Source organism: Photorhabdus laumondii subsp. laumondii, assembly GCF_003343245.1.
GTDB classification, from domain to species: domain Bacteria; phylum Pseudomonadota; class Gammaproteobacteria; order Enterobacterales; family Enterobacteriaceae; genus Photorhabdus; species Photorhabdus laumondii.
The window spans coordinates 2872979-2891422 of record NZ_CP024901.1 but is presented as its reverse complement, the minus strand read 5'-3'; the positions used below and the strand labels follow the sequence as shown (position 1 = coordinate 2891422).

Annotated in this window: 11 protein-coding genes and 2 pseudogenes; 8 read left to right on the top strand and 5 right to left on the bottom strand. The window is 41.5% G+C overall.

Annotated elements, in window-relative coordinates; all coding sequences use genetic code 11:
• Positions 1-90 precede the first annotated feature (90 nt).
• The 4 genes from PluTT01m_RS12680 (at position 91) to PluTT01m_RS12665 (ending at position 5137) form a co-directional block, all read left to right on the top strand.
• The gene (locus PluTT01m_RS12680; RefSeq protein ID WP_011146682.1) at positions 91-1959 is read left to right on the top strand and encodes a glycoside hydrolase family 18 protein; all 1869 of its coding nucleotides are present in this window, start codon (positions 91-93) and stop codon (positions 1957-1959) included.
• Between the two features lie 201 nt (positions 1960-2160).
• On the top strand, positions 2161-3021 hold the full coding sequence (gene rnm, locus PluTT01m_RS12675; protein ID WP_049789779.1) for an RNase RNM: 861 nt from the start codon (positions 2161-2163) through the stop codon (positions 3019-3021).
• 27 nt (positions 3022-3048) lie between these two features.
• Complete coding sequence (locus PluTT01m_RS12670) at positions 3049-3669, top strand: L-threonylcarbamoyladenylate synthase (protein WP_011146680.1); 621 nt, start codon at positions 3049-3051, stop codon at positions 3667-3669.
• 319 nt (positions 3670-3988) lie between these two features.
• Positions 3989-5137, top strand: a complete 1149-nt coding sequence (locus PluTT01m_RS12665; protein WP_109791591.1) for a C2 family cysteine protease — start codon at positions 3989-3991, stop codon at positions 5135-5137.
• Between the two features lie 595 nt (positions 5138-5732).
• On the opposite strand, the gene PluTT01m_RS12660 is transcribed toward PluTT01m_RS12665, so the two are convergent.
• Positions 5733-6002: a hypothetical protein gene (locus PluTT01m_RS12660; protein ID WP_011146678.1), complete on the bottom strand. Its 270-nt coding sequence runs from the start codon at positions 6000-6002 to the stop codon at positions 5733-5735.
• Positions 5989-11052: a DUF637 domain-containing protein gene (locus PluTT01m_RS12655; RefSeq protein WP_011146677.1), complete on the bottom strand. Its 5064-nt coding sequence runs from the start codon at positions 11050-11052 to the stop codon at positions 5989-5991. Before PluTT01m_RS12655 ends, PluTT01m_RS12660 begins: the two co-directional genes overlap by 14 nt.
• Before the next feature lie 518 nt (positions 11053-11570).
• Between PluTT01m_RS12655 and rluB the strand changes: the two genes are divergently transcribed.
• Complete coding sequence (gene rluB, locus PluTT01m_RS12650; RefSeq protein WP_011146676.1) at positions 11571-12503, top strand: 23S rRNA pseudouridine(2605) synthase RluB; 933 nt, start codon at positions 11571-11573, stop codon at positions 12501-12503.
• A gap of 36 nt (positions 12504-12539) precedes the next feature.
• Here rluB and cobO read toward each other — a convergent pair whose 3' ends face one another.
• Both cobO and PluTT01m_RS12640 read right to left on the bottom strand, forming a co-directional pair.
• Positions 12540-13136 carry a cob(I)yrinic acid a,c-diamide adenosyltransferase gene (gene cobO, locus PluTT01m_RS12645; RefSeq protein WP_011146675.1) on the bottom strand — a complete coding sequence of 199 codons (597 nt, stop codon included), beginning with the start codon at positions 13134-13136 and terminating at the stop codon, positions 12540-12542.
• Complete coding sequence (locus PluTT01m_RS12640; protein WP_011146674.1) at positions 13136-13900, bottom strand: YciK family oxidoreductase; 765 nt, start codon at positions 13898-13900, stop codon at positions 13136-13138. The genes cobO and PluTT01m_RS12640 overlap by 1 nt, the downstream gene beginning before the upstream one ends.
• A 329-nt stretch (positions 13901-14229) precedes the next feature.
• Between PluTT01m_RS12640 and catA the strand changes: the two genes are divergently transcribed.
• The 3 genes and pseudogenes from catA to PluTT01m_RS12625 all read left to right on the top strand — a co-directional run bounded on the left by catA (position 14230) and on the right by PluTT01m_RS12625 (position 16666).
• Positions 14230-14868, top strand: coding sequence for a type A chloramphenicol O-acetyltransferase (catA, locus tag PluTT01m_RS12635; protein ID WP_011146673.1), 639 nt, complete (start codon positions 14230-14232; stop codon positions 14866-14868).
• 342 nt (positions 14869-15210) lie between these two features.
• Positions 15211-15577 (top strand): annotated as a pseudogene (locus PluTT01m_RS12630) (ISKra4 family transposase); the annotation flags it as partial.
• An 84-nt stretch (positions 15578-15661) separates the two neighbouring features.
• Positions 15662-16666 (top strand): IS110-like element ISPlu13 family transposase, encoded by a 1005-nt coding sequence (locus tag PluTT01m_RS12625; RefSeq protein WP_011145548.1) that lies wholly within the window; start codon positions 15662-15664, stop codon positions 16664-16666.
• 541 nt (positions 16667-17207) lie between these two features.
• On the opposite strand, the pseudogene PluTT01m_RS12620 reads toward PluTT01m_RS12625, so the two are convergent.
• A pseudogene (locus tag PluTT01m_RS12620) lies at positions 17208-18217 on the bottom strand (IS110 family RNA-guided transposase).
• Positions 18218-18444 lie beyond the last annotated feature (227 nt).

The window sequence follows — 18444 nt, the reverse complement described above, 5'->3', positions numbered from 1 at the left end:
ATTTAAAATGCTTACTCATTATCTTTAACATTCAAATTAGCCTCTTCTAATGATGTGGAGGCTAAATATAAATCGCATTGGAGTTTATAAATGGTAAATAAATATACTTATACCTCATCGAAATCCATGTCCGACATCAGTGATATTGTTGGTGAACCATTAACTGCATGGAATAATCAGGCAGGCGGCCAAGTTTATAATGTTATTTTTAATAGTGGTGTTTATACCAATACCTATTGGGTTGAGCGCTGGCATATTCCCGATCCTACGGCTAAAGAGGGAACACCGCATAATGCTTGGAAATATATTCGTCCAGCGACGGAAGATGAGATAAAACAGCACGGAAATCCTACCGATGGGCGTATTGATCCAACCGAAGATATTCCTTCACCAGTTTTACAACCGGATGCTATTACAGAACAAACCTATCAACGGCCGGATGTTAATTTTAAACCTGATGGTTCAGCGGGTAATCTTTCTTATACTGCGTCGCGTGTTTGTCGCCCGATGTATAATGAATATGAAAGCGATAAATCCAGACCAAAACTTTCTGCTTATATTACTGATTGGTGCCAATATGATGCGCGCTTAGATGGTAAAAATGAAGACGCTGATCAGCGGGGAAGAGGATTTGATTTAAGCACTATCAATGTGGCTGCCTATGATAAATTAATATTCAGCTTTTTGGGTATTTACGGTGATACTGGTGTAAAAGGGGATAAGATCAAAGAAGTTGCCGATGGTTGGAATAGCCAGAGTGAAATAAAAATTACTGAAGGCCATATTGTTCCTCTTGATCCTTATGGCGATTTAGGGACTGCCCGTAATGTGGGATTACCTAAGGAAAGTGCTAACACTAATATTAATGCAGGAACATTTCTGCCTTTTTATCAACAAAAGAAAGCGTCCGGTTTATTAGGTGGATTACGCGAATTACAAAAAACGGCGCGTTTAGCGGGTCATAAACTTGAACTGGCTTTTAGTATTGGTGGCTGGAGTATGTCCGGTTATTTTTCCGTGATGGCGGCTGATGAAACAAAACGTGGCGTTTTTGTTGACAGTATTGTTGATTTTTTTGCGCGCTTTCCTATGTTCAGTTGTGTCGATATTGACTGGGAATATCCCGGAAGCCCAGGTGAGGATGGCAATGTTTACGATCCGAAAGATGGAGAACACTACGCTCTGTTAATTAAAGAATTACGTGAGTCTTTGGATAGTCGATTTGGTCGAGAGGATAGAAAAGAGATCTCCATTGCTTGTAGTGGTGTAAAAACGAAATTAGCAACATCCAATATTGCCGAATTAGTCAAAAATGGTCTGGATAATATTTACTTAATGAGTTACGACTATTTTGGTACTGGTTGGGCACCTTATATCGGCCATCATACTAATCTCTATTCACCAAAAGATCCTGATCCATCAGGCGCATCTGATTTATCTGCGGAAGTTGCTATCAATTATTTGCATCAGGAACTTGGCATACCTTTGGAGAAAATTCATTTAGGCTATGCTAACTATGGTCGTGCAGGCAAAGGGGCAAATCTTGAAACGCGTGAATATAATAAAACGGGTGAGGCGTTAGGAACAATGGAAAAAGGTTCACCTGAATTCTTTGATATTGTTAATAATTATCTGGATAGCGAACATACTCTCGCTACCGGGAAAAATGGCTTTGTGTTAATGACAGATACCAATGCTGATGCCGATTTCTTGTTTAGTGAAACAGAAGGACATTTTATCTCATTAGATACGCCACGCACGGTGAAACAGAAAGCGGAATATGTTGCTACGAATAAACTGGGCGGTATATTTTCTTGGTCAGGCGATCAGGATTGTGGCTTGTTGGCAAATGCGGCCAGAGAAGGGATGGGCTATATTGCCAAATCTAATGATGAAACTATCGACATGGGGCCACTCTATAATCCGGGTAAGCCCTATTATTTGAAATCTATCGGTTAGGTGAAGAAAAACGCCGGTTAATTCTTCTTTGCCAATAAAAAGGGATATCGCTTTTCTTATCTGTCCGTTTTTCCATTCTTAAAATAATCATGTTTAGCCCGATATTCCAGGGCTGAACATGATTATTTCTGTAAAACGCGACCATTTACCGTTAAGCTATCCCATCAAGCGTTTTAAGCTATTCGGGCAGAGAAAGAGATAATGACAAATTCAGCCACTGAGTTAGTAACAATTTACGATCTGCATAGCCATACGACTGCATCGGATGGTTTACTTTCACCAGCAGAATTGGTCGAACGAGCGGTGGCAATGGGCGTTAATGTATTGGCCGTGACTGATCATGATACAACGGATGCTATTTTGCCAGCCCATGAATATATCAACCAACATGATTTGCCATTAAAGCTCATATCAGGGGTTGAGATATCCACCTTGTGGCAAAATATGGAGATTCATATTGTTGGTCTGAACATTGATATTCAGTCAAATGCAATAATTGAATTACTTAATAAACAATCTGAACTCAGGAAAGAACGAGGAATTGAAATAGGTCGCAAGCTGGCAAAGGTGGGTATTCCCGATGCTTGGGCAGGCGCGAGCCGATTAGCGAATGGTGGACAAGTAACACGAGGCCATTTTGCCCGTTATTTAATTGAAATAGGCAGAGAGCCAACAGTGGCGAAAATATTTAAAAAGTATCTGGCAAAGGGAAAAATCGGATACGTTCCACCGCAATGGTGTACAATTGAACAAGCTATTGATGCCATTCATCAATCAGGTGGTCAAGCAGTCATTGCGCATCCGGGACGATATGATTTATCGACCAAATGGTTGAAGCGTCTGATTGTCTGGTTTAAACAACATGGTGGTGATGCAATGGAAGTTGCACAGTGCCAGCAGGCACCTAACGAGCGGAAATATCTCGGTCAATTGTCACGGGAATATGATTTGATGGCTTCGTTAGGTTCTGATTTTCACCAGCCTTGTTCATGGATAGAATTAGGGCGTAAATTGTGGTTACCCGGTGATGTGGTACCAATATGGCGTAACTGGTCACTGTAGGGGCTGCATAAAATTAAGAGGTAATTTATGAGCCAGTTTTTTTATATTCATCCAGATAATCCGCAGCCCCGCTTAATAGGGCAAAGTGTGGATATGTTGAAAAAAGGTGGGGTGGTTATTTACCCCACTGATTCCGGTTATGCGATTGGTTGCCATCTGGAAGATAAAGATTCGATGACTCGGATATGCCGTATCCGCCAGTTAGATAGTCATCATAATTTCACCTTAATGTGTCGGGATTTGTCAGAAATATCGACCTATGCTTATGTTGATAATTCAGCTTTTCGGCTGATTAAAAATAATACGCCGGGCAATTACACGTTTATTTTGCGTGCGACGAAAGAAGTCCCTCGCCGTTTGATGAATGATAAGCGGAAAACTATCGGGTTACGTGTTCCATCCAATCCAATTGCCTTGGCGCTTCTTGAACAAGTGGGTGAGCCATTGATGTCCACGAGCCTGATTTTGCCAGGCAATGATTTTGCTGAATCTGATCCTGAAGAAATTAAAGATAATTTGGGAAAACAGGTTGATCTGATTATTCATGGGGGTTATTTAGGGCAACAGCCTACCACCGTAATTGATTTAACTGAGGATACGCCGGTTGTAATACGGGAAGGGGCTGGCAATATCACGCCATTCTTATAAGTTACGCAGTAATTATTTTCAGAATCTATATAAAGCCTGTGTATTATACGCAGGCTTTATATTTTTGATTTTTTAATTGAATCGAAATGGTTATTGTTATTTCGAATTATTAATACTAACTCAATAAAATAAGACCATCATCTATTTAATAATTAAGTTGATTTTAATAGTGTGATAAGGAAATATTTACCTCACCTAAGGTAAGTTTATTCGCTGATTATTTAATCATATTATTAGGTATAAAACCTTTGGGCTGGCTATTTAATATAAATTACAGCGTAAGGTTATCCATTCATTATAAAATCAAGGGATATTGAAAATGTCAGTTGTTAATTTCTCCGATAAACCAGTTGATGGCGCTAATGTTCATACATGGCCGAAATCACCAGATAGGGATTTAATCGCATGTGGACGTGACGCATATGCTGAAAAAACAGTGCAAGAAGCATTGAACGGAGATCCTGATAAAGCGGTAAAATTAAGTGAATTAAATGATATTCTGGCTGCCTGTGAACCTTTTAACTTTAAAGGCGTCACTTTATATGCAAAAGATCCTGTCTTGGCCTTAATTAAAGCGTTATCAGAGAAGAGTGCCTATTTAGTCGATGATTCATATCCTCCTAAGCAATGGCAGAGTGGGGGAGTTGATAAGCATAACCGTATTAAAGATTTTATTGAATCTCCGGGTATGTTTATTAAAGGGATAGAGATGATCGATATGGGTCAGCTTTATCTTGGTAATTGCGGCTTTGTTAGCACCATTGGGGCAATTGCATCCCATCCTGAAGGGCATAATTTGTTATTTTCTGCTATCTATCCACCGGTTTATAACCCAACGGGCATTTATTCGATCAGAATCATCAATCAATCGACGGTTGGTTATTTATTGATTGACGATGATCTGCCACGAGTGAGTTTTTCTGCTATGGAAGATAAAAATGAGTTTTGGTATTACCTGATTGAAAAAGCATTTGCGAAATTGCATGGAAGCTATGAGAATTTAGGCGGCGGTAATGAAATCTATTTTGGTATAGAATCGACAGCAAATACCAGTATTAATCAGGGTAATCAGGATCGTATTTGGGATGAGAAATTTATCGATATCTTCAAAATAAAACATCATGTGACTTATCAAGGAACCGGTTCATCAACGGATTTAGTATCAGGTCATGCTTATTTAATATTAGATGCTCAGCAATGGAATGATATTAAGTTAGTACGACTGCATAATCCGTGGAATGTTGTTAAATATAAAGGTCCATATTCGCCTGATGCTGCTGAATGGGAAAATATTCCAGCAGACGTGCAGAATGATATATTCCAGAATAATCGATTTGAGGGGAAGTCATTCTGGATGCCATATGATCTCTATGTTAAAAATTTGCCAAAAATTAGTGATATGTATCTCAGTAAAATTATTCCTGATTCACTGAAAAGTATTGCAAATCCCTCTCCAATTCAAGAGTAATAGGATATAGGATTTGCCAGGATTGATTTGTAGGTCATTAATTTAATATTAGTGCCTGATATGAATGGCAAGCTAAATAAAAGCTTGATGAAACGTGGCCTGAAATTTTATAATTCATGGCCACTTTTATATTATTAAAAATTATATTTATTAATTAATTTTACTATTGAAAGAATGTGTGGATAAGTCAATTGTAGAAAATTAACTATTTATGGGTATTGGTAGTTTATTATATCGGGAGGTGGTCTTTTAAATAATTATAATTGCTCATATATTTGGCCAATCGTGTTTTAGCTCGGTTTATGTACTAATATTTCAGTGTTTTTCCAATGAATTTTAGTGTTGAGTAATAAACAAATATGCTGAATTGTAATATAAAGAATTTCCATTAGCCTGGGTTTTGATTAAAGTTCCTTTCGAGGGTTTTTATGAGAACTGTCCAAATACAGTTGATCGCCTTTCTTGATTATATCACCCAGTTTACTGGCTGATATGATGGGCTATAAATTCCCTGTGTTAGCGTATTGCTAACACAGGGAGAGTGGTCATTTTATTAACAAGAGATCACCCAAATCCATTTGCATACTCTTAAATTTTACAAATATTCTTTAGGTATATTTGATAGTTGCTCCTCTAGCGACCAATTTTTTGGCTTGGATTTTTCAGAGTTCCATTTTGCGCCTTTATCCAACCATTTGGATCTATAATTCTTTAATGCTGCTAAAATAGCGTCTTCATAGCCAAACTCTACCCCACAACAATCACAGATATCAAATGTTGGTGAGTTACCATCTTCACCCCACGGAGGATCTAACTGTTCTGCACCACACACACGGCATACATATAATCTATTATTTTTGTGCATTGAAGTAATCCAAATTTGTTTCATATCCATGATCTACTGGATTTGGTTTAAACATTGTTTTCGGGACATTATCCACATTTTTTACTGCAAAAATATTTGTTTTTGGATTGTAATACAAGGTATCACCATTAGCTCGGGTTTTGACTAAAGTTCCTTTTGGAGGATTTTTAATAAAATTATGGGTGGCTTCGACATATTGTTTTGAATTCTGATATTCAGGGAATTCACTTTTATGTTTATCCCAGTGGCCGTAAGCATTTGCTACAGGCTCTTTTTTCTTCGTTTCTGTCCATATCTGAGTTTCTTTCGTTTTGCTTGAGCCTATTGTGTTGCCAACATGACGACTCTTCCCAACAATCGAAGCAACCGAAGCTTTACCGCCGATAGCACCACCAATACCGGCAGATTCTACCGCCTCTTTGGCTATCAGTGCACCTTTTTCCCAAGCTGGCAACGAGTTATACAACAGCCCTAAATCGTTCTGGTTTTCTGTCGTCACAAACTGGCTGAGACGATGAGTATCTTCAGCCGATAAGCCAAACATCCATCTCAGACCACTGATGGCATCCGCTGTTTTTATCCCACCTTCCATTTCAGCCTGATAGGTCAGTGTGCATAACCCACCGTTCCCGGCACAGTGAGACAACATTTCTGCCCGTTGTGTAGCGCCCAGTTTGTTGTATTTGTTCCAGATTGCTTCGGTAGGGGTTCCTTGCTTATTGGCTTCCTGGAGCTCTCTAGCCAGATTGTAGGCATTCATGGAGTTCAGGTGGTTAAAGAGAATAACAATTTCCCCGGCATTAGCCCCACTGTTAGCCCCTTTGGCGCTGTTGGTCGCAATGGCCCCTGCGACGCTGCCGATGATTTTGCCACCCGCCTGAATTTTCATTGGATCATTGAATGTTTTATCCAATGTTATCGCGGCCAATTCTGCGGCTAATGCTCCAGCCGCCGCCCCTTTGGCATCACCGCCGCCAATTTCCGCAGCAAGGGCAGAAACCGCCGCATGGCTAATGGCTTTTCCGGGTAAATCTAACACCTGACCGTTAGCCCCAATCAACCCGGCACCTTCGGCGTTAATCTGGCTGCCAATATTGGCAAGTAATGCGGTGGTAAAATTGTCCTTAAAACTACCGCCATTGATGGCTGTACCAAGGCTGGAACTGATAATGGATTGACCGGCGATCCGTTGAGCCACTTTGCTCCAGTCGCCATTGCTCAGTTTAGGTAATGTCGCTTTTGCCGGGTCAATTTGAGCGCCATTGGCGGCTTTATCCCATCCCATGACGTTATCAAAACCCGCCAGTGCGCCACCCATCGCCATTGATGTGATAGTTGATTTAACGGTATCGCTGCTTCCCATATCCTTAAGGGTTTTCGATAGGTTTCCTTTATTATTAATAAGCTTAACTGCTGCCGTAGAAGCTAGAGATGAGATACCCGCAGAAACTGCGCCGTATGTGGCGGTATTCACTGTTGCTGCTGTTGCAGCACTGGCTCCGGCTGCGGTAGCAGCACCACTGGCTGCACCCGCGGCACCATTGGCAGCCGCTACAGTTACCCCGGCCCCAGCCGTGACTACAGCAACGGTGATAGCGATAACAGCAGAAACGACAGGATTTAAATGCTGGCTCTTATGATCCCAATTCTCATAAGCATCCTGAACTTCATTCCAGTTTACATCTTGACGTTGGCTTAACTGTTTTAACCAGGCTGTTTCAGAAGTGTTACCAAGAGCAGCCAATACCGCCTGTAAGGATTGTCCTTTCTGTGTTTTGATATCAGCACTGATTCCATTTGCGGCCTCAATCGTTAATTTTCCACCAATGTGAACTGAAGGCAGCACCCATGTTTCTGCACGATGACCACTATCTCTGTTCTTAATGAAAAATCCTTTAGACTGGCTAATGGTTTGTTCAAAAGAACTATCTTTAACTGCTTTAAAGTTTATTTTTCCATGTGTACTGGTCAGTCTGGCATTTTTATTTGTTTCAATTTTGCTGGCTTCATAAGTACTGTCATCTCGGCTGAGTAAATTAATATCTCCATCAGCAATAAATTCAGTCACTTTATTGGTGACTGAATGGTGCGTGGTAGTTGAAGTCTTCTTTTTACCATACCACTTACGTTTAGTACTGGAGGTGGTATATTCAGTCACATCTTCTTGTGCTTGTGCATAAAGATAACCCCCTTTAGCAGCAATATCTATTACACCTTTAGCTAAAAGTTTAGTTGCTTGAAATAAAAGACCTTCTCCGGTAAGAATGGTTAAATTCTTATCGCTATCTAGTCTGACTTCTTTATGGGTAATAGATGATCTGGAGTTCGTGTTTTCAGTATCTACTGCGGATTTAAGGTATGTGTACCCACCAGAAGTGAGGGTCATATCACCTTTAGAAATTAAACTTGAACCTTCTAACTTTATATTATCATTAGCTATTAAAGTTAATTCATTCCCTGCATTAACAGAAGTAATTTGGCTTATTCTTCCTTCTTTTATCATAGCGCCTACATTATAATAAGCAACAGATAAATTTAGATCTCCACCAGAATTCATCAATATATTTTCTGTTGCATTCAATGCAGAGTTGGTGACATTCAAATCTTTCCCCGCCGATATAGAGATACTATTAGCGGTAATAGGAACTCCCCATAATTTAGAGTCTTGAGCAGAGTTCAATATAACCTCTTTTCCTGCGGTGAGTTTTACATCACCAATATCTAGATTTATACCACCATTAATGGATATGGACTCGGATGAGTCTATACTGGTTTTACTTATGTTTATTTTAATATCTCTGATTGCAGTTAAATTAGTATTTTTGTTTTTTGTGAAATAATTGATGAAATTTAAATTTAAGTTTGTTCCTGAATAAAAGGTTAAATCTCCTGAGGCGTTTATTATATTACTTCGATCATCAATCTCCGGTCCAAAACTAATTTTTGTAGATTTATAGGCGGATATTCCTGAATTTTTGCTTATTAATGAAACATTATGTCCTTTTAATACCGTTGATAAAACATTAATGGCAGAGGGAAATAATAGTTTATCAAAAAATTCATATGGTGCTTTATAATAGGTTGAAAGTATAGATAAATCACCTGATTTAGATATGATTTTAGAATCGGTAAGTTCGACAAAGTTAGCATCTGATGAGATAATGTTGATATCTTTTTCAGCATTTAATCGTGCTGATTTTAATGTAAATCCATTTGCATTTAATATAAGATTATTTTTAACTTTGATATCATCAGTTTCTGAATTTAATAAATTTAATGTTTTTTCTTTCCAGTCAGGCGTATTCAACTCATTTTCATTAATAAGTTCCTTATTTGACGTAATTTTAACTTCGCCAAGAAAATCAATAACTAAATTCCTTCCAGAAGATAGCATTGTCTTATTTGTGAATGAGTCAATTTTTGTTTCATTAGAAGGATTATTTCGAAGAAGATTCCAATCTTGCTGTTTTATATCTGCGTTATTTCTATCTAATACATGTATTTCTCTGTCGTTTTCCTGCCTATTTCTGTATTTATAGTATGGATTATTAAATACAGGATGTGAACTATTTATTATAAAATGTGGATAAGTATTTCCATTATATAGATTTTCAGTATTTATAAATTTAGTGCTTGTAAAATGATTTCCGGTCAAAAATACATCGCCTTTTCCATGTATTTCACTGTTTATATTTAATAAACTATCACTATTTATATATAAATTTCCTCCGGAGGAAATCAAACTGCTATCATAATTTTCTATAAAGAACCAATTGCTCATGTCACTGAGATCATCAACATTACTAAAGTCAAGAAAATCGTTTTTTTCAGGTTTAATATTAGAAAGGAGATAAAGATCTCTTATATTGAGCATCTTATGAGATCTGGCAACTAAATCGCCTTTATTAGTCTTTATGGTAGCAGATCTATTTTCAATAAGATGACTTTTATCTCCTTGTGCATTTTTCTGTATCCACATATTATCGTTGGCTTGTAGTAAGGCTTTATTACCGCTATTACGCACAGTATTGACAAATATCCGCATATCCCGGCCAGCAGTCACGCTTCCTTTATTATCCAGCGTGGTATTTTCCAGAATAATATCCCGTCCCGCCTGCACGTTAATATTGGGCGCAATATGGGTTTCTTTGCCAATAACATTCAGGTCCGTTTTAGCCTTAATATTGCCCAGTTCAATTTTGCCATTGGCGTTTAAAGTAATATCACGCTGGTCACTGATTAAATTTTTCAGATTAACACCAACGCCCTCTTCAGTGGCAACCAGTCGGATTTTATTGGCATACATGCCACCTAATGCTTTGGTATCAACGGCTAATTGGGGTTTAGCGCCTTCACCAGCGACAGGTTTAACTGTGCCGTCTTTTAAACTGATTCGGTTAGCGCCTTGTGTCAGAGACAGGTTATTGGCCTGAATTTTTCCATTTAATTCCGTTGCCCGGCTGATAATATCGACATAATCCGTCGCCTTGCCATCTAACCCTTTACCGCCAATGGTGATTTGGCCTGTTTTAACTTCCAATGCTTCCAACGCACCCTGTTTATCAAATTGCGGTTTACCCGTGGTCAGTGTTGCACTCGAAGTATTAATAAAGCCACAGCCATCACAAGTAATGCCGTTGGGGTTGGCAATCATTACATTGGCTTTATTGCCGAAAATCTCCAATTGGCCTTGCAGGTTAGATTGTCCGCTGCCGGTCACTTCATTAATAATCAGTTCCGCCGCTTTTCCATGCAGATTAGGGTTAGCGTTAAGTTGCCCCGCCAGTTGTGATTGAGCCGCTTGCGTGGCGTTATTGAGTACAGCGCCTTGAGTATCGACATTGAACGCTTTATAGGTGTTGTGGGATATCCCCGCGTCATTCGGCGTGGCAATATTGACAACCGGAACGTTGCTTTGGTTTTGTACCTGCGTATGGTTATTGTCCGGTGTGATCCCCGCAGCAATCGCCGGGTGTAGCGGCTGAATTGCCGTCAGGTAAATTAAAAGATAACTCGTGCCTCTCGCCACCGAGTTGTTGCGTTTACTCATCGTACTATCCCTTTTGTTTAATTTAAGTGTTAAAAAGTCAGTGATGCTAACCAATAAGTGACCTGAGCATCTGCGGTCAGGCTTCGGGTATAAAATGACCATTTACCACAGAGAATATTGATTATTTAATAGTTACATTATTGAACCATTTTAATGTGTAATTAATTGACCGTCAGAATGGGTAGTATGAAATGTGATCGGTACTGGGTTTTTTAATTCTGATAATGGGGAATCCGTCATATTAAATGTCGGTAAATCGCGATAAGGATGGAGATGTTGTTCCCTTACGCCAGCCATGATGTTTTCAGTTTTAGCGTGATGGGAATTGCTGGATTAGAATCATTGTGTCTGAAATTAGTGTAGAATGCTCGGCCACGGAGTTAGAATGTATGAGCTATTTTCTAGCATTCTATGCTATAAAATGCATTAAAATCAGTTTGTTATGATTGAATTTCACTATTAACGTATTGATTGATATATAACACGACGCCTGTGAAGGCGACAACAGAGGTTGCTCAATGAGCGGTAAGATACAGAAATCTGAAAAGTTACAGAAAATTCTCGCGCGTTCCGGCCACGGTTCCCGCCGCGAAATAGAAGGTTATATTCAACAAGGGCGCGTCAGTGTTGACGGTAAGATTGCGACTTTAGGTGATCGCCTTGAAGTTCAGCCCGCCACGAAAATCCGTCTCGATGGTCGGATATTAAATATCAAAGAATCACAAAAAACGGTTTGCCGTGTTTTGGCTTATTACAAACCAGAGGGTGAGCTTTGTACTCGTCATGATCCAGAAGGGCGGCCAACGGTTTTTGATCGCCTGCCTAAATTGCTAGGTTCCCGCTGGATAGCTGTTGGGCGTCTGGATGTGAATACTTGTGGTTTGTTGCTATTTACCACGGATGGTGAGCTGGCTAATCGTTTGATGCATCCAAGCCGTGAAGTTGAACGCGAATATGCTGTTCGTGTCTTTGGTGAAGTTGATGATGCTAAATTGAAACAACTGGCTAAGGGCATTCAACTGGAAGAGGGTCCCGCCTCATTCCGCACTATCGCGTTTAAAGGCGGTGAGGGGATGAATCAATGGTATAACGTCACGCTGACAGAAGGACGTAACCGTGAAGTTCGTCGTCTTTGGGAAGCGGTTGGTGTACAGGTGAGCCGTCTTATTCGTGTGCGTTATGGGGATATTGGTTTGCCAAAAGGCTTACCACGCGGGGGATGGACGGAACTGGGTCTGGAGCAGACTAACTATTTACGCCAATTAGTGGATTTGAATGAGGAGACGGTTTCCAAAGTGGCCGTTGGGCGTGATCAGCGCCGTCTTAAAGCTAACCAAATCCGCCGAGCGGTTAAACGCCATGCTCAAGTCGCATCGCGTCCATCGGCAGGAAAACGTCCGGGCAGTTCACGCCAGAAGGCGGGGCGAACAACCGCACCAAAAGGCCGTTAAGTTTTCTGGGTCTCGTGTGTTATAACGGGGCCTTTTTTACCAATCGATCCCTTTTTGTGCTTTGATGCCGGCGTCAAAGGCATGTTTTACCGGACGCATCTCTGTCACGGTATCTGCCATTTCCAATAATTCACGATGACAACCGCGGCCGGTGATAATAACGGATTGGTGCTCCGGTCGGTGGTTGAGCGCAGTAATAACTTCTTCCAGAGGAAGATAGCCATAACTCACCATATAAGTCAGTTCATCTAAAACAATTAAATCCAAATCGGGATCAGATAACATCTCTAACGCATGGTGCCATACCTGCTGGCAGGCTACAGTATCGGTTTCCCGGCTTTGAGTTTCCCAGGTAAAACCTGTTGCCATCACATGGAAATTCACTCCATGCTGTTCCAGCAGATTTTTCTCGCCATTCTCCCATTTACCTTTGATAAACTGGATCACACCGGCACGAAATCCATGACCTATCGCTCGGGTCACGGTGCCAAATGCCGCAGTGGTTTTGCCTTTACCATTGCCGGTAAAAACGATCAGAATACCCCGTTCTAACTGGGCGGCTTCAATACGGAAATCCACTTTTTCTTTTAGGCGTTGTTGCCTTTTTTGATGTTGGCTGTCATTGATTGTCATTATTCGGCTGGTCCTGCTTTGCGTCCGGGTTGGGCATCAAAACTGATGCCTGTTTTATGCAGACTATCGCTGCCCATAAGATAAAGATACAGTGGCATAATATCTGCCGGTGTTTTCAGTTTAGCAGAATTTTCGTTAGGGAATGCGCGGGTGCGCATATTTGTGCGTGTACCGCCGGGATTAATACAATTAACGCGTAGAGAAGTGTGTTTATATTCTGCTGCTAAAACTTGCATCATGCCTTCAGTGGCAAATTTAGAGGCAGAATAGGCTCCCCAACCACAACGACCTTCGCGGCCAACGCTCGAACTGGTAAAGATTAATGATCCGTCAGGTGACTTCAATAATAGCGGCAATAAGGCTTGCGTTAACATAAAGGTCGCATTGACGTTGACTTGCATAACATCATGCCATAATTGCACGGGTTGCTCTGCCATTGGTGCGACAGCTCCCAGTAATCCGGCATTATGCAATACGCCATCCAGATGCGGATAATATTGCGCTAAATCGCCAGCGAATGCCTGACACTCTTCGGCTGTGGCGGTAAGCAGATCCATAGTGTAAACAGTTGCAGGGGCACCACCTGCTTGTTTAATCTCTTTTTGCACAGCTTCCAGTTTGTGTGTTGTTCTGCCAAGTAAGATCACTTGTGCACCGTAACGGGCATAGGTCAAAGCCGCTTCACGGCCAATACCCTCTCCAGCGCCTGTCACTAAAATAATACGTTGTTGTAGGAGGTCATGTTTTGGTTGGTAATGTAACATTTGAAAATTTCCTGTTATTGACGGCGCGATTTGTTACCGTCGGAGGCCGTTCAGGCTATCAAAACAGAAAGTGATATATTGAGTCAAATTTGCCAAGGCTGATTGCTCAGGAGATAAACGGAGAAACATTGCGGGCTGTGTGAGTGAATGTTAGTGGCGCAGTGCTGTGTTGGTAGTTATTTGTCTTTAGCTAATGTATAATTCTTTTCGTCAGAGACTGGGTATTTAATCCAATTTCACACCGGAGTGATGATGATTTCAATACAAACAGAAAGAGCAGCCCTTCTAATTTAATCAATTTGTTAAATTTTACATTAGAAGGGGAAAACATGAATTACTCAAAGGTTGATATAGATCTCTGGGATAGGAAAGAGCATTTCTTGCATTACCGTAATGTTGTGCAATGCGGATTTAGTCTAACAGCAAAAATTGATATTACCCATTTGTTATCTTCGTTGGTGGAAAAGCAATATAAATTCTATCCAACCATGATTTATTTAATATCTACAGTTGTAAACTCTTACTCTGAATTCAGAATGGCTATAAAAGATGAAGAATTAATTGTATGGGATGGTGTAAATCCTGCATATACAATCTTTCATAAGGAAACCGAAACATTCTCAGCAATTTGGACTGAGTTCAATTCTGATCTGGCAGAGTTTATGAAAAATTATTCTGCTGATTATGAAACCTACAAAGATGATCTTTGCTTTTTTTCTAAACCAGAACTACCTGAAAACCACTTTCACATATCGTCAGTGCCGTGGGTAAGTTTTGATGGGTTTAACTTGAACATGGCGAGTGTTATGGATTATTTTCCCCCCATATTTACCATGGGAAAATTTTACCAGAATGGAAATCAAACTCAGTTGCCTTTGGCAATTCAGGTGCATCATGCTACTTGTGACGGCTTCCATGTGGGACGTGTTATTAATAACTTACAAGAGCTATGTAACGATTTTATTTAGTTCAAGCCTTATAAAGCTAACCTGAATTATTTATGGCTTCAATATAAGGTTGTATCGGAAATATGTTAATAGCCATCAGTTAACACTGGTGGTTTTCACGATTGAAGTTGGTCGGGATCATGATTGCGATTGGACTAGAGAGCATAAAAATGTGTGGGGCACTTGAGTTGTTTGGCTGTAAAATAGATAATTCAACCGGATTATGACCCATGAATACTTATACCGTTAAGTGGCTCTCCTCCAGTCAACCCTCTGGTTTGGCGACGCTTTAGGTTGCCAGGTGAAACTTCTTTAACTGTTTGGCCGCATAAGTGCCCCACAGATTTTGATGGTCTCTGATTGTGCTGCGATGTGTGTGATGAGGACATCTCGCATTATGATAATAAGAAATCCTTGTCAAAACATGTCGATGAGATGTACACCTATTATCGAAAATAACAGCATGATGATCCCGAATTACGGTGAAATGTACTGCTATGGTGAATCCATTTCCACTTCATTTGTTGAATCGACGATCAATGAAGTGATTGCTAAACGGATGGTGAAAAAGCAGCAGATGCAATGGAGTCAGCAAGGTGCGCATTATTTAATCCAGACCCGTACAGCCGTACTGAATGATGATTTGAAAACCCAATTTGAGCATTGGTACCCGGGCATAAAATTAGGTGACGAAACGGAGCATTCTTGGACAGAAAAGATTGCTGCATAAATGCCCCAAGGTAATGAGATGGTTCCCCTCACTCTAACGGCAGTATATTAGCAGAGTGATTATCTTTGATAAGAGGCTACCATCATGAACACTATCGCACTGATTGGCATCGATCTCGGCAAACATTCTTTTCATGTCCATTGTCAGGAGCCATCGGGAAAAGCTCTGCTACGTAAAAAATTCACCCGAACTAAATTGATGGAATTCTTAGCCGATTGCTCTCCGGCAACGGTTGTGATGGAAGCCTGTGCTGGCGCGCATTTCATGGCAAGGCGGATCGCTGATTTGGGGCATGAGGCTAAGCTGATTTCACCGCAGTTTGTCCGTCCTTTTGTCAAAAGTAACAAGAATGATTTTATTGACGCGGAAGCCATCTGTGAAGCCGCCTCACGACCTTCAATGCGTTTTGTTCAGCCCAGAACGGAAGCCCAACAAGCCATGCGAGCGTTGCATCGTGTCCGGGAATCACTGGTCCGGGATAAAGTCAAAACCACCAATCAGATGCAAGCTTTCCTGCTTGAGTTTGGCATCAGTATGCCCAAGGGGATTGCCGTGATAAAACGACTCTCCACTGTTTTGGCCGAACATCCTCTTCCACCTTATTTGGCGCAAATATTACTACGGTTACAGGCGCATTATCACTATCTGGTTGGGCAAATCACCGAGATTGAGACCGCACTGTCACAGGAAATCATTCAGGATGATACCGGACAACGGCTGATGACGATCCCCGGTATTGGTCCCATCACGGCGAGTGTGCTTTCCTCACAACTGGGTGATGGAAAACAATATTCTCGCAGCCGGGATTTTGCGGCCTCGACGGGTTTGGTTCCCCGCCAGTACAGCACCGGGGGAAGGACGACCTTATTGGGTATCAGTAAACGGGGTAATAAGACGCTCCGGCAACTGTTGGTACTCTGCGCCCGGTCATTCATGCAACAGATTGAACACCGGCAGGGAAAACTGGCTGACTGGGTTAAGCAGCAGCTTGAACGAAAGCACTCTAATATCGTGGCCTGTGCATTGGCTAATAAACTCGCCCGGATAGCGTGGGCCATTACGACACAACACACGGTATTTGTCGCCTAAAGCTGGCGTCATTGTGAACCTATTTAAATGTTACCCCACTGGTTTTGCGAAGACTGATTATTGATGACATGAACGGCCTACCGGCCTGATGAGAAACCTAACATAAAAAATGGCTCTTTCAAGCCGACAAGGTTTTAAGGTTCATCAGGCGCGGAACTCATCGAGGCGCAGGCTCCTTGCCTACAGTGACGCCGGATAGATTTAAGCAAGCCAAAAATTCATCAAAATGAGTGTTGCAAAAACGAGGGGAACCATAGATTTTTTATGCTCTATATGAACGCATCCCGTTTGCAAGACAAAAATTACTCTGGCATCGACGGTAGGTTGCAGCTCTATATCCGGCCTTATTGCAGCCAGAGCTGCGGGCCTCGATGTAATCCGCTGACTGGCTCCTCACTCTCCTAACGAGCTTTAAGCTCAGAGCATAAATCAGGTTTAGCAAGTCACGGTCTTACCTGTCTTTGTCATCATTATCATTGCCTTAGCAATCTTTCTGCATTCATCCTTGTCATTAAAAGTGAAAGTTGATCGGTGAAACACCTCAGTAAGGTCTGACACTGACGTAATCTTTTTGGTATTCCTGCTGATGGGCGACCAATGCCCAAACGGTGCGAGCCAGCTTATTGGCCATCCCCACAATCGCCACACAGACCGGACGGCGTTTTTTTAGCGCCGTCACCCACGGCAGCGGGGTTTTCGTCAGTAAGGTGGTCACTCTTGCACCGTGAATAAACAGGGTTCTCAGGTAGGTATCTCCCCGTTTACTGATGCCCAGTAATTTGACCCGGCCTCCCGTTCCCGTTTGTTTCGGTACCAGGCCCAGATAGGCCGAAAATTCCCTGCCCGACCGAAATGCGCTGGGATCGCCCATCGTCGCGATGGCGGCGGTCGCAATCAGGACACCGACACCGGGAATTTTCATAATCCGCTGACAATCGGCATTCTGCTTTGCCCACGCCGTTAGTTGGTTTTCCATTTGTTCAATTTGTTCGTCGATTTCGGTCAAACGATGATATTGCTCTTCAAGCAGAGCAAGCAGGAACGGAGCCAGTTTTTTTCTGAGTCGCTCAGCATGGCCTTATCCAGAGAAGCCCTGCCTTTATGCACGGTTTCACCAAATTCCAGTAGCAAACCATGCAGCGCATTGATTTGTGCGGTTCTGAATTTGACTAATTGGTGGCGCATTCGGTGTAATGACAGAATGGCCTGTTGCTCTTCATTTTTAATCGCGAGCGATTTGCCGGGTTGCTGAACCGCCAGCCAAATGGCCCGGGCATCCTGAACATCGTTTTTATTTCCCATCCGGAACGCTTTAACAAATTTAGCCTGAAGCAAACGCACGTCATGCCCCAGCTTCCTCAGCTCCCGAGCCCAATAATGCGCACCGCCACAGGCTTCCATGCCAATCAGACAAGGTTCGCGGTTACTGAAGAACGTTAAAAAATCCGGCCTCCTCAGTTGCTTATCAGTAAGTTCACCGGTGTATTCATCGACAAAATGAATTTGCATCAAATGTTTTGCAATATCGACGCCAAAAGGAGTAAATTTCATGGGTGGATCCTCCAGTCATCAGGGAGCAATAGTCTCCCGTTTTTAGGCACTATAAGGCCGGAAATCTGTGAGGATCCACATCTCATCTCTCAATTCCAGCACAATGCCAAAGGCTAAGTGGTTGGGATGCGTTCATTACATTCTCCTAATACAGATACCAGCAATAGATTAATACAAATAATTTAATATCATGCGAACTAGTTTTAGTGGGATAAATACCCATTCAA